Here is a 13,126-nt window from a genome sequence, read left to right on the forward strand (position 1 = left end):
GGGTGGGAACGAGATTGTGGACTGAACCCGGGTGCCCCATGTTTCCTGGTTTCGGAGACATGGGAGACCAGGATGTCATCGGGTCATTGTGCCGATGACGAGTGCACCTGCTGCCCCGCCACCCAGGTCTGGCGCACCTGCGTCTCCAGCACCGCCGACGGCCTCAGCTTGTAAATGTCGCGATCGACAATCACGAAATCCGCGTCGAACCCCGGCGTCAGGTTTCCCTTGTGCTTCTCCGCAAACTCCGCATACGCCGAACCCTGCGTGTACGCGTACAGGGCCTGACCCCGCGTGAGCTTGTTCTCCAAAGACAAGGATTTGGTCCCATACTCATTGGTGCGCGTCACCGCTTCAAACAATCCGCGGAACGGCGTGATCGGCTCCACCGGATAATCGGTCCCGAACGCCAGCGGCACGCCCGCATCCACGAATCTCTTCCACGCATACGCGCCTTTCGCGCGCTCCGGCCCGATGCGGTCCATCGCCCAGTTCACATCCGTCATCAGGTGATTCGGCTGCATGCTCGCGATCACGCCCAGTTTCTTGAAGCGCGCGAAGTCCGGAGCATCCACCACCTGCGCATGCTCAACGCGATTCCGCGCTGTCTCCGGAACACCCGACTGTGCGAAGGCATCGAGCGCCATCGAAACGGCCTTGTCACCGATGGCATGAAACCCAATCTGGAACCCCGCCTTGGCCCGCTCCACCGTCATCTGGTTCAGCCGCTCCTGCGTGTACTGCGGCAGTCCCGTGTTCTTCGGATCATCGGAGTAGGGCGCCTTCATCGCGGCTGTGTGCGACCCGAGCGACCCGTCCATGAACCCCTTCAGCATCCCCGTATGCAGCATCGCATCGTTCGCATCGTGATGCGCGCGGTGCGCCTTCAACACCTCCAGCGGCGCCGCAAACGGCAGCCACTCCGAAATCCGCAGGTGCAGATTCCCTTCCTTCTCCATCTCCTCGTACACCAGAAAATCTTCCCAGGCGCTATTGTCCTGCGCGCTCGTCACCCCGTGCGCCAGTGCATCCTCGATTGCCAGCTCATCGCCCTTGCGACGCTCCTCATGCGTGGGTGGCGGAATCACCTTCTCCACCAACTCCTGCGCCGACTCACGCACAATTCCCGTCGGCTCTCCGTCCTTGTCCAGATCCACCGCGCCGCCCTCGGGCATCTTCGTCTGCGCCGTGATACCGGCCGCCTTCAGCGCCGCGGTGTTCGCAATCGCAATGTGCCCGTCGATGCGCGACAGAAACGCCGGATGATCGCCCGTCACCTTGTCCAGATCCTGCCGCGTGGGCAGCACCTTCTCCTTCCACAAGGTGTGATCCCAACCTCCGCCCGTAAGCCAGTGACCGGCCGGAGCCGCCGCCGCAGCCGCCTGAATGCGCGAAAGCATCTCCGCCAGCGACCCTGTCCCGCGCAGGTCCACATTGAGCTTCTCGCGCCCGGCCTCGCCGAGGTGCGTGTGCGCATCGTTAAATCCCGGAAAGATGAAGTGATGCGTATGCGCCGTGTCGAGATCGTGCAGATGCGTGCTCGGTCCGGCGAGCCTCGTGATCTCCGCTGTCGTGCCCACCGCAACGATCTTCCCCTTCGACACCGCCATCGCCTCCACAACGCGCGGCTTGTCGTCGGCGAATCCCTCGCCTGTATAGATCACGCCATTGAAGAAGAGATCGTCCGGAGCGCCTGCCGTAACCGCGGCAGCTTTCTTCGTATGTTGCGGAGTCGCATGTCTCGCCGGGGTCTGAGCAGCTGCCAGAATGCACGCGGAAAACACCACAGCAAGCAGAGCAAAGTTGGTGCGCATGCGCGCAGTGTATCAGAGCACTTACTGCTCGGCCGCCCACTCAGCGAGCGCCAGGATCAGCAGCAGAATGCGCCGCAAGCCAATCTCGCGATTCTTGTCGGAGTACCACTCAGCCACCGTATGAGCCCCGCCTCCATCGCCGCCCGCGCCTACTGACAACGCTGGAACGCCCAGCGATATCGGAATGTTCGCATCCGTCGATCCCAGCCGCAGATCCGTTTGTATCCCGAGATGCCGATCGACGGCACGCAGTGCTTCAAGCACCGGAGAGTCCGCAGCCAGCGCTCCCGCCGGCCGGTCCCCGATCTTTTCGATCGTGAATGTCAGCGCGCCTCGATTACGAGGGCCCGCGTTCTTCGCCGCAGCGTTCGTCTGCTCCACTGCGTCTTCGACCGCACGATGCAGCGCTACCTCAAGCCGCAGCAGCTCATCCGAACTCGTAGACCGGAAATCTATCGAAGCCGTCGCGCTCTCCGGAACCGAATTGACGCTTGTGCCGCCCTGCACCGTGCCCACATTCAATGTGGTCGTCGGCCGTTCCGGCACCGGAGTTCGCGCGAGCGCGGCGATCGCAGTTCCCAGCGCCACAATCGGATTCGGCGTCCCTGAATCGGTGAAGCTGTGTCCTCCCGGCCCCTTGATCGAAACCTGGAAGCGTCTGCTGCCCAGCGCCTGGGACACCGCGGAATCCGCACCTGCGCCATCCAGCACAACATGCGCTGCCACGCGCCCAGCCAGTTCGCGCCGCTCGTAGAAGTATCGAACGCCGCGCAGGTCGCCTTCGCCCTCTTCCCCGACATTGGCCAGAATCACAACGGGAACCGGCAGACACACCTTGGCCTGCAGCAGAGCTTCAGCCAACGCCAGCATGCCGATCACTCCCGCGGCGTTGTCGCACGCCCCCGGCGCTGCCAACCGGCAAGCTCCGTCCTCTCGTGTCAGTGTGGGTATCAGCGGAGTCCCTGCGGGAAACACAGTATCGATGTGAGCCGAGAGCACCACGACGTGCCCCGTGCTTTCGGGTGGCAGGTGCGGCGCGGGAACGAACGCGATCACGTTTCCAATCGCATCCACCTGCACGTTCTCAAGCCCGATCTCTTTGAATTTCTCTGCCGCCCACTTCGACCGTTCCTGCTCTCCAAATGGCGGCGCGGGGATGACGACAAGCTCCGTCTGCAAATCCATCAGTGTCTTCGGATTGTTGTGCAGCCACGTGAACGCAGCGTGCACGGGGCGCTGGCTCGCCAGCGAGGTGACGCGCGCGAAGGCTGAACTACGAGAGAAGATCGGCATCCACTCCAAGGTTAGCAGGACAAAAGGCGTTCAAATGAGCTGCCTGATGCGGGACACAGAGTTTAGTAACTGACGCTTGCTCCATGGTTCGAACTAAACTCCGTTTCCCGAAACATCATCGAGTACTCCACCGAATGCAGGAAAAGTCCGCGCGCCGGCGCCGTTGGACCAGCGGCGGCTCGGTCCCGCGCCCCAAGAATCCGCGGAATCTCTTCCAGCCCCAAGTACCCTCGCCCCACATCGAGCGTCGTGCCCACAAGATTGCGAACCATGTGATGCAGGAATCCATTGCCTCGCACGCGATATATGAGTAGCCGAAATCCGTCTCGCGTCTCCTCGCGCCACTCCGACGCGAAGATGGTCCTTACAGTGCGCGGTTCTGTCGCAACCGCCTCTCCTGCCCCCTCCACGCCGGCCCTCGTCGCCAGATCGGGATCCGAAGCTGCGAAGCTGCGAAAGTCGTGCTCGCCCACCAGAGCCGCAGCTGCTCTCTGTAGCAAATCCAGATTCACTCTCCACGAGTACGGGTATACATAGCGCGCCAGGAACGGTGAACAAATCTGGTCCGCCGCCGGCTCAATCGGCAGTACACGATATTCGTACGTCTTCGCCACCGCCGAATGCCGCGCGTGAAACGAATCGGGCACGACAGCCGCATCCAGGACTCCGATCGAACCGGGCAGTGTCCGATTCAGTGCACGAACCAGATTCGTCGCGGGTATGCGCGCCTGCAATTCGAAGCTCGCCACCTGAGCCAGCGCATGAACTCCCGCATCAGTCCGTCCCGACCCCTGCGGCAGCGGCGCCTCTCCCACCAGCCGTCCCAGTGCCGCCTGCAGCTCGCCCTGTACCGTTCGCTTCTCTGGCTGAACCTGCCAGCCGTGGAAGTCCGTTCCGTCATATGCGAGCGTCAGCTTCCAGGTCTGCTTTTGTTGCAGCTCGGCTTGGGTGATTTCCGTCACGGGTACCTGTGTTGTTAACAGGTTAATTGACCAAAAGGGGCCATCCGGTTAGCTCCTCGCCGTGGGATATACTCAGCTTTTCGTGCCAGCTTGTGCGCGAAGTGCCCTGCAAGAGGGAACGAACTTACCGCGGTGCGCGTAATCCTAAGTGACCCAATGGTCATTCGAAGCACGGGAAGAGGAAATCGCCGCGCAGAATCACAAATTTGCGTCCGGAATTGCCTTCCGGACGTCATGTAGAACGGCACCCCACATGCCTCAGCGACTCGTGGAGAGGAATCATGCAATTGTTCGGTATCCGTGTGTTTGAAAGCAATACAATCACCGCTCGTCACAGAAACGGGAGCGCCTCGGATTCTTTGCGCGCTGCCGCGGCGGTGATGCTGACGCTGGCATCGGTCGTGCCCCCGGGATTTGCACAGGAAACGCAGTCGGGCGGAGTGAAGGGCGCCGGAACCAACGCGCCGCAAAAGGAAGCTTCGCAACTTCCGCAAGCCCCCAACCCAAACCTGACGGAACCCTTCAGCCTTCGTCCCACCAATCGCGACTTCTCCAAGCCCGCCGGTCGCTTGCTCGGGAACCCGATCAACATCTATCGTCCCACCGACATTCCCAAGGCCAACTTCGCGAACTCGGTTCGCCTCGACAACCTCGTCAAGGACGGCAAGATCTACCTCAGCCTTTCTGACGCGATCGCGCTCGCCATTGAGAACAACTACGACATCGCGATCGCGCGCTACGACTTGGACATCGCCGATACCGACATTCTGCGCACCCGCACTGGCGCAACTCCTCTCGGCGCACCTTCAGGACTCGTAACCGGCACTCTCGGCGGATCGGTTTCGATTCTCCAAACTGGCGGAGGTCCCGGCGGCACAACAGTCGGCTCCGGCGGCGCGGGTTCCGGTGTCAACGGACTCACGTTGACCACCGCGGGCGCAGGACCATTGCCTGAGCCTCTCGATCCCAATATCACCGGTACCATCCAGTTCGAGCGCGCCCGCCAGCCGCAGGCCAACACCCTCTTCTCTGGCGGCAAGACCTCGCTGACGACCAATACGAACCAGTACAACTTCGGCTACAACCAGGGATTCGTCACCGGCACGGCGCTACAGGCAAACATCGTGAACAACCGCATCACGACGGATAGCCCGTTCACCGTGTACAGCCCCGAACTCAGCTCCACCTTCAAGGCGACGGTCACGCAACACCTGCTGCAGGGCGCCGGCATCTGGATCAACAAGCGCTTCATGTACCAGGCGATTAACGACCGCCGCATCACCGACTCTTCGTTCCGCCAGCAGATCCTCTACACCGTCAATCAGGTCGAGGGCATCTACTGGGGTCTCGTAAGCGCATACGAAGACGTGCAGGCAAAGCAGCGCGCGCTCACCCAGAGCAGCAAGCTCTCTGAAGACACGCACAAGCAGCTCGAGATCGGCACCATGGCCCCGCTCGACGTGGTGCAGGCCGACTCGACGGTGCAGACCGACAAGCAGGCTCTCACCGCCTCGCAGAACACGCTCAACTACCAGCAACAGATCATCAAGCAGGCCATCGCCCGCAACCTCAACGACCAGAGGCTCGCGACAGCGCCGGTCATTCCCACCGACCGCATCAAGATCGACTCGATCGACGAAGAGAAGCAGCCGATCGAAGATCTCGTGCAGAACGCCTTCAAGAATCGTCCTGAACTCGAACAGGCGGCCCTGACGCTGCGTAACGACGAAATCACGCTGCGCGGCGCAAAGCATGCCCTACTTCCCGCCCTCGACGTGTACGGCTTCTATGGCTCGGCCGCTCTGGGCGGCTCGCAGAGTCCAGACGCACTGAACTTCAGGACCGGCGGCCCTTATCCTCCGGGAACCTTTCCTTCGAACGGTTACGGCTCTGTGCTTACGAATCTCTTCAACAGCACCGCGCCGGACAAGGGAATGGGCTTCAGCATGACCATTCCTCTGCGGAATCGTGAAGCGCAAGCGCAGCAGGCGCGCGCGCTCATGGAGTACCGCCAGGCTGAACTCCGCCTCGCTCAGCTCTACACGCAGATCCGCATGCAGGTGGTCAACGCCCAATTCGCGCTGACCAACGATCGGGCCCAGGTGCAGGCCTCTCTCGCGGCCCGCGACTATGCTCAGCAGAGCCTCGATGCGGAGCAGAAGAAGCTCCACCTCGGAGCCTCGACAACGGCCAACGTTCTGCAGCAGGAACGCAACCTGGCCGTTGCGGAAAATAATCTGATCGCCGCAAACGCAGCCTTCGCAACAGCGCGCGCCAGCCTCTATCAGGTGCTGTCCACCACGCTTCAGCACTATGGGATCAATCTGCAGGATGCCGCCAAGGGAACGGTCAACACGGCTCCCATCGTCTCTGGCGTGCAGCCCGCCGCCCCCGGTCAGGAGCCCGGCAGCTCCGCCGCCATGCCTGCCCAACCCGGCCAGCCTCAGCCAGACCAGACGCAACCGGAGCAGCCGGCAACACCCGCGGCACCAACGACTCCACCGTCTTCAACACCTCAACCTCAGCGGTAGAGCCCAGCAGATCGATCCAGCACAACAAAAGGCCCGGCAAACTCGCCGGGCCTTTTCGTCTCACATCTCGTCCCCTCGTCTCCTTTTAACCTTGTCCCCTCGTCCCCTGCTTCACTCATCTGCCAGCGCATACGCCAGCACCGTCATGATCGCCGCGTTCTCGTTCAGATATTTCTTATCAATCTTGTCGAACGTATCCGCTGCCGTGTGGTGGTAGTTGAAGTAGAACCTGCTGTCCTGAATAGGCGCAAAGCTCGGCACGCCCTTCTCAGTGAGTCCCGCAATGTCCTCGCCCGTCTCCGGCGCACTCACCAACGATCCAGCGCCAATTGCTTCTAGTACCTGCGCGACCGGTCTCAGCGTCTGCCCGAGTTCAGGCTTGCCTGCGTAAAAGATTCCCGTCGGATGATCCGCTCCGAGATCGCTCTCGATCGCACCGGCGTGGTTCGCCATCTCGCCCGCGTGGTCCTTCAGATACTGCGCCGCACCCTCCGACCCTTCCTCTTCGCTCATCCACGCGATCATCCGCACCGTGCGCTTCGGACGGACGCCCATCTCCTTCATCAGCTCCAGCGCCGCCATCGAAACCGCGACACCCGCTCCATCGTCGATCGCGCCCGTCCCCAGATCCCACGAGTCCAGATGCCCCGACACGATCACCACCTGCTCCGGATGCGCTGTCCCCTTCCAGTCCGCAATCACGTTGTAGCTGTCCGCATCCGGCAGCGTCTGCGGAGTCAGCGTCAAATGCATCGTCACCCTGCCTTCATGCGCCAGCGTCCCGAGCAGTTCCGCGTCTTCCGCAGTCACCGCCGCTGCAGGAATCTTCGCCACTCCCGGCGCATACGCAGTCATGCCCGTGTGCGGAGACCGATAATCTCCTCCACCCGCGCTTCTCACCAGTACAGCCGCAGCGCCGGCGGTCGCCGCAGCGATCGGCCCAGCCCCGCGATACACCACGCTCTGCCCGTATGCGTCGAGCCCGTGCCCGGTAGCCGCGAGCTCCTTGTCGAAAGGGTGATTGAACAGCAGAATCTTCCCTTTCACCGCACCCGCCGGAAGCGCCCGCAGCGTCTTCCAGTCATTCACCACGACAACCTCTGCCGTGATCCCGTCCGCCGGAGTCGCCACGCTTCCGCCCAGCGCCGTCAGCACGATCTTCTGCTTCGTGCCCGCGGCCTGCCCCGGCCACTCCGTCAGCTCGGCTGCCTCAGCTCCCCGCACCCAGTGCGGCACTTTGGCCTTCTCCAGCGTCACCTCGGCGCCGAGCTTGCGCATCTCGTCCGCAACCCACTCCACTGCCTTCTGCGTCTGCGGAGATCCGCTCAGTCTTGGCCCAATATTGTCCGTAAGGTGCCGCAGTTCCTCATAGGCATAGTCGCTGGCCATTGCCTTATCGCGCAGCTTCTGCATGGTGTCGATCTGCGCGTCGCTCCACGCGCTCTTCCCGCCGCCGATCATGGCGTTCAGCCGATCCAGAATCGAAGGCTGCCCTCCCGCCGGTTGGCTCGATCCGCCACCAGCCTGCGCCTCACAGACACCGCTGAAAGCGACGGCGGACACAACCGCAATCACAATGAATCTGCAACACTTCTCAAGGGGAATCATGCCGGATGTTAGCATGTTGCGCGTTAGCCCCCTTCGCGCTCCTCGTCGTCTAATACTGCAGCGCGTCCACCGCGGCGCTCCGGGGGTAACTGCAATGCTCGTTTGCGCATCCGACGCGTAAGGCCGTAGGGAGCACGCGGTCTATCACTGAGCCCCGGTGGGAATGCCTTCCGGGTTCTATACTTACCATTGGTGCCCTATCTCTATTTCCAGCCGGCAGGCTGAACCGTTAAGAGGTCCTCGAACCTATGAATTCGATCTATGCACGACTGCGGTCGCACCGCCTTGCATCCGCCTTCCTGTTTCTCGCAATCCTCTCCGCCGCTATCGTAGGCGGCTCCTACGCAGCTCACGGAGTGCGCGGGCAGGAAAGAACAAGCGACAGCAGCGATGCCACCCCGCTCAAAGTGGTGAACTCCCCCACTGAACCCAACGCCTTCGTCAAAATTGCCAAGTCAGTAGGTCCGGCCGTGGTCAACATCAACACCCAGACCCTGCCCAAAAACGCCGGCAACAAAGGCGGTCGCCGTCTGCTGCCCAATCCGCACAACCGCGTCCAGCCGAACCCTCAGAACCCCGGCGACAACCCCGATGACGACGATCAGGATCAGGGCGGGCAAGGCGGCCAGGGTCAGAACAACTTCCAGGACTTCTTCAATCGCTTCTTCGGCGGACAGGGTCCCGACCAGGGCGATGGCGGCGACGACGGCCAGGTACGGGAATCCCTCGGCTCCGGCTTCATCGTCGATCCCAAGGGCTACATCGTCACCAACAACCACGTCATCGAGAAGGCCGACAAAATCTTCGTCAAGCTCTCCACCGATCCCGACTCACAGGATCTCGGCCGCCCCGCTCGCGTCATCGGCACTGATAAGGCTACCGATCTTGCCGTCATCAAGATCGAAAGCAGTTCCCCGCTCCCCATCGTCAAGATGGGCAACTCCGATCAGGCCCAGGTGGGCGACTGGGTTGAAGCGATCGGCAGCCCCTTCGCGCTCGCCCAGACCGTCACCGCCGGCATCATCTCCGCAAAGAACCGTACCATCGAGCCCGGCGTAGCCGGCCAGTTCCAGCACTTCCTCCAGACGGACGCCGCCATCAACCCCGGCAACTCCGGCGGCCCCTTGCTCAACATGAACGGCGAAGTCATCGGCGTCAACACCGCCATCTACACGCAGTCTGCCGGGTACCAGGGCATCGGCTTTGCCATGCCCTCCAACACCGTCGTCTCCGTCTACAACGACCTCATCAGCCCGAGTCACAAGGTCACCCGCGGATCCATAGGCATCTCGTTCCGCTCCAACCTCTCCGGCGCTGTGAATCGCATCTACGGCTTCAAAAACGGCGTACTCGTGCAGCAGGTACAGCCCGGCGGGCCGGCCGACAAGGCGGGCATTAAGTCCGGCGACATCATCAACTCCATCGACGGCCGCTCCATCAAGGATGGCGACGATCTCGTCAACGACATCGCCAGCCGCCGTCCCGGCTCCAGCATTCGCCTTGGCTTCATGCGAGACGGCAAGACGCAGGACGCAACCGTCACCGTAGGTGATCGCGACAAGGTCTTCGGCGAAGGAATTGGCAAGAAGGAAGAAGCTAATCCCGACAGCACCAGCGACGCGGGCGAGAAGCTCGGCCTCGTCGTACGCCAAATCACCGACCAGACCGCCCAGAAGATCCACACCTCGGGCGTCATCATCCAGTCCGTGCGGACCGGCTCCTTTGCCGACCTGCAAGGCCTGGAACCCGGCCTGGTCATCGTCCGGATCAACAAGAAACCCACCGGCACCAAGGACCAGTTCGACGCCGTGGTCAAGGGTCTCAAAACCGGAGACGACGTGGTATTCGAAGTCCTCGATCCGCGTCATCCAGAAAACGGAATCAACTACATAGGCGGAACACTGTAAGCATCACTTCAACTACTTTGACCAAAAACGGGTGACCCATCCTAAACCGCTGCTCTTGCGGTTTAGGGTGGGAACCGGAACTTCATTCCGCCAATCGCGTCCAATCAAGGTGGGTCGAGTTCCCTGAGACCCGCGTCACAGACCGGCCCGTGCCCTCCAACCGAAAGTGCATATAGAACATCTGAACCTTAGTCACGGCCTCTGAACTTTCGTTTCGCGCACCATCCCGCCTCAATCAGCGCCACGCGCTTTTTGTGGCACACTCAGTGGACGTTCGGATAGAATGCCCTCCAACGTCCAGGGAATCTAATCATCGAGGTCTATTGCATGCTTTTATCCCGAGCAGGCCTGGCGTTTCTGTTAGTGGCATCCATCGCCGGAGCGTCGGCCCTGGCCACTCCAACGCACAAGAAATCCTCCAGCCCGCACGCCCGCACCGCGCGTACCTCGGCCCACAGCGCCAAAGCCGGCTCAAAGTCCCGCAAAGGCTCGAAGTCACGCAAAGCAAAGCTTCGCGGGCAGCAAGGCATCGACACCGCGCGCGCCATCGAGATTCAGCAGGCCCTCATCCGCGAGCACTACCTCACCGGCGAACCCACCGGACAGTGGGACAGTGCCACCGTCGCCGCTATGCAGAAGTTCCAGGGCGACCAAGGCTGGCAAACCAGGCTGACCCCCGACTCCCGCGCTCTCAAAAAGCTCGGCCTCGGGCCGGATTACTCCAACGCCATCAACGCATCTGGCTCCAGCTTTGCCGATCCCAAGCTCGCTGGCGAGCTCCCCGCCTCCCAGGCAGCCGGATTTGCAGCGGCCTCCGGCGTGAACCGCTAAATCCAGGTCCCAAACGAACACCAGGCCGCCTCAGAGGCGGCCTTCTTCATGTCTGCTTGTTTACGTCGGCTAAATTACGCCCCAGAAATTTCCACAGGCAACTTCTTGCCCACCTCCTCGCATCCGACAATTCACCGGAGAAGAGTTTTTATGACCCAGGTCGACCACGCAAGACTCGTTCAGGCTCTGCAGGACACTTCCACGATGGTCGCGCGCAACATCGGCCCCGAGAAGCACACCGTCGCAGCGAAGAAGCTTCAACACTCGATCGCCCAGCTTCTGGGCGAACTCAACAAGGACTGGCTGGAAGTGATGACGCAGCAAGGCGTCGAACCCAGCGTCGGCATCCCCGACTAACGCATCATCCGTTTCCTTTCCCCTTTTGGCTGCTCAGACCGTCCCAGCGCTGCACATCCGCCGCTGCGAGGCTCTCCGAGCGGCCAATCGCGTTTTCGGAAGCAAAACGTTCTGCTATCCCCCTTCTTCGTCGCAAATCCCTAAAAAGAAAAAGGAGCAGTGAGCTTATTACTCACTACTCCCTAATCCTTATTCCCTGCTCTTTAGAACCGCATCGGCGGAATTCCCTTCAGCAGGAACATGTACCGATCCCGTGTCTGATCCGGTCCTGACGTAATCGGGCTGTTCAGATGGATGATGCCGTTGTCGGTCGTATCGTACTTCGGCCAGTTCGGCACTCCCTCGCCATTCGGATCGCCCTTCTTTGCGAAGTTGGTCCAGTAGGTCATCATCGCCTCGCTCAGCTTCCGGTCCTCGTCGCGAACCGTCTCGCCGGGTCGCGTATCCAGCGTCCCGAAGACATACTCGATATCGTCCGAGTGAAACGCGAACGTTCCCGGGTGATACTTGCTCGGCAGCGCCGCCAGTTCGAAGTGGTACCGATATACCGGCGAATCCCCGCCAGTCTTGCGATGCGCCTCGAGCCACTTCCACGTACCGAACGCGATGAACTGATCGCTACCGAAATCAATCGCCGATCGCAGCGCCTGCTCATCCGTATCGCCGGGATACAGCTTCAGGAACTCCTCGGCGCGATCTCCGAACTGCTTGGTCGCGAATTCCTTCCACTGCGGAGCCTTCATGCCGCGCATCGCGTAGAAGCTGCCTTCATCGGCATTCCATCCTGCCATCAGCGGAACGTGCGCCTGCTTGCCGACTGCGAACGTCTCCGACACCGGCTCGCTCAGAAACTTCCCGTCGATCACCGGCGCAAACCCGGTAGTCCCCTTCTTCTTTGCCGCGTCCAGAATCTGATCGGTCGTCATCGCGCGTAGCGCGGCGATATCCTTCGCTCCGGCTCCCGTCATCCACTTGCCATCGACCTCGGCGCGCTCCTTCACGCTCTCGCCGCCAAGGTTCAGCGCGCTCGGAAACGCCGCGCCGCTCTCGCCGATCGCCTTCGCAAACAGTCCCTGCGCCATCGGCGACGCCATCAGCGTGCTCACCGCAAACGATCCCGCGCTCTCGCCGAAGATCGTCACATTGTTCGCGTCGCCGCCGAAGTTGCCGATATTCTTCTTTACCCACTGCAGGGCGGCAACCATGTCCTCAAGCCCATAGTTCCCCGCAGAGCCGTTGTTCTCCTTCGCCAGCTCATCCGTAACCAGGAACCCGAAGACACCCAGCCGGTAGTTGATCGTCACCAGCACCACGCCCTTCAGCGGGAGGAAGTCGCCATTGTGCCGCGGCTCATTGCTGCCGCCGCCCGAGTAGCCGCCGCCATGAATCCAGAACATCACCGGCAGCTTCGCATTCTTCTTCGCATCCGCAGGCGTGTACACGTTCAGGAACAGGCAATCTTCGCTGGGCCCCGAATCCTGAAACACCATGTCGTCGAACACGCGTCCCTGTGCGCAGTGCGCGCCAAACTTCGTCGCGTCGCGATCGCCCTTCCACTTCGCCGCGGGCTGCGGAACCTTCCAGCGTAGATCGCCTACCGGCGGCGCAGCATAGGGCAGCCCAAGAAATGCGCGAACCTTACCGTTGTTGATCGTCTTGCCGACGACCTTTCCCTGCTCCGTCTTCACTTTCAATGAATCAGCATGCGCGCCGGCTGCGAGTCCCATCATCAGCCCCGCCGCCAAGGCACACATCGCCTGCGTACGAAAAAACATTTGAAATTCCTCCGCGAGATACCTTATCAGGACGGACCAGGATGCGCA

9 protein-coding genes are annotated in these 13,126 nt (G+C 61.5%); 4 read left to right on the forward strand and 5 right to left on the reverse strand.

What is annotated here, in order from left to right:
• Positions 1–83: 83 nt before the first annotated feature.
• From DHV10_RS03740 to truA, 3 genes are all read right to left on the reverse strand, one after another.
• Positions 84–1,814: an amidohydrolase gene (locus DHV10_RS03740; protein WP_109484949.1), complete on the reverse strand. Its 1,731-nt coding sequence runs from the start codon at positions 1,812–1,814 to the stop codon at positions 84–86.
• Positions 1,815–1,835: 21 nt separating this feature from the next.
• Positions 1,836–3,107: a M20/M25/M40 family metallo-hydrolase gene (locus DHV10_RS03745; RefSeq protein ID WP_109484950.1), complete on the reverse strand. Its 1,272-nt coding sequence runs from the start codon at positions 3,105–3,107 to the stop codon at positions 1,836–1,838.
• A 62-nt stretch (positions 3,108–3,169) separates the two neighbouring features.
• Positions 3,170–4,069: a tRNA pseudouridine(38-40) synthase TruA gene (gene truA / locus DHV10_RS03750; protein ID WP_239461272.1), complete on the reverse strand. Its 900-nt coding sequence runs from the start codon at positions 4,067–4,069 to the stop codon at positions 3,170–3,172.
• A 281-nt stretch (positions 4,070–4,350) separates the two neighbouring features.
• Between truA and DHV10_RS03755 the strand changes: the two genes are divergently transcribed.
• Complete coding sequence (locus tag DHV10_RS03755) at positions 4,351–6,600, forward strand: TolC family protein (RefSeq protein WP_239461273.1); 2,250 nt, start codon at positions 4,351–4,353, stop codon at positions 6,598–6,600.
• 111 nt (positions 6,601–6,711) lie between these two features.
• Here DHV10_RS03755 and DHV10_RS03760 read toward each other — a convergent pair whose 3' ends face one another.
• On the reverse strand, positions 6,712–8,175 hold the full coding sequence (locus DHV10_RS03760; protein ID WP_239461274.1) for a M20/M25/M40 family metallo-hydrolase: 1,464 nt from the start codon (positions 8,173–8,175) through the stop codon (positions 6,712–6,714).
• Positions 8,176–8,456: 281 nt separating this feature from the next.
• On the opposite strand from DHV10_RS03760, the gene DHV10_RS03765 reads away from it, so the two are divergent.
• The 3 genes from DHV10_RS03765 to DHV10_RS03775 all read left to right on the forward strand — a co-directional run bounded on the left by DHV10_RS03765 (position 8,457) and on the right by DHV10_RS03775 (position 11,303).
• Positions 8,457–10,115 carry a trypsin-like peptidase domain-containing protein gene (locus DHV10_RS03765; protein ID WP_109484951.1) on the forward strand — a complete coding sequence of 553 codons (1,659 nt, stop codon included), beginning with the start codon at positions 8,457–8,459 and terminating at the stop codon, positions 10,113–10,115.
• A 327-nt stretch (positions 10,116–10,442) separates the two neighbouring features.
• Positions 10,443–10,946, forward strand: a complete 504-nt coding sequence (locus DHV10_RS03770; protein ID WP_109484952.1) for a peptidoglycan-binding domain-containing protein — start codon at positions 10,443–10,445, stop codon at positions 10,944–10,946.
• A gap of 150 nt (positions 10,947–11,096) precedes the next feature.
• Entirely contained in the window at positions 11,097–11,303 is a 207-nt protein-coding gene (locus tag DHV10_RS03775) for a hypothetical protein (protein WP_109484953.1), read from the forward strand.
• A 203-nt stretch (positions 11,304–11,506) separates the two neighbouring features.
• Here DHV10_RS03775 and DHV10_RS03780 read toward each other — a convergent pair whose 3' ends face one another.
• Positions 11,507–13,078 (reverse strand): carboxylesterase/lipase family protein, encoded by a 1,572-nt coding sequence (locus tag DHV10_RS03780; RefSeq protein ID WP_109484954.1) that lies wholly within the window; start codon positions 13,076–13,078, stop codon positions 11,507–11,509.
• Between the last annotated feature and the right edge of the window lie 48 nt (positions 13,079–13,126).

It is taken from the genome of Occallatibacter savannae (assembly GCF_003131205.1).
In the GTDB taxonomy this organism is placed as follows: domain Bacteria; phylum Acidobacteriota; class Terriglobia; order Terriglobales; family Acidobacteriaceae; genus Telmatobacter; species Telmatobacter savannae.

Coding starts and splice junctions, on each gene's coding strand:
- DHV10_RS03765 (WP_109484951.1), top strand. CDS start 8,457: ATGAATTCGATCTATGCACGACTGCGGTCGCACCGCCTTGCATCCGCC.
- DHV10_RS03745 (WP_109484950.1), bottom strand. CDS start 3,107: ATGCCGATCTTCTCTCGTAGTTCAGCCTTCGCGCGCGTCACCTCGCTG.
- DHV10_RS03740 (WP_109484949.1), bottom strand. CDS start 1,814: ATGCGCACCAACTTTGCTCTGCTTGCTGTGGTGTTTTCCGCGTGCATT.
- DHV10_RS03755 (WP_239461273.1), top strand. CDS start 4,351: ATGCAATTGTTCGGTATCCGTGTGTTTGAAAGCAATACAATCACCGCT.
- DHV10_RS03775 (WP_109484953.1), top strand. CDS start 11,097: ATGACCCAGGTCGACCACGCAAGACTCGTTCAGGCTCTGCAGGACACT.
- DHV10_RS03770 (WP_109484952.1), top strand. CDS start 10,443: ATGCTTTTATCCCGAGCAGGCCTGGCGTTTCTGTTAGTGGCATCCATC.
- DHV10_RS03780 (WP_109484954.1), bottom strand. CDS start 13,078: ATGTTTTTTCGTACGCAGGCGATGTGTGCCTTGGCGGCGGGGCTGATG.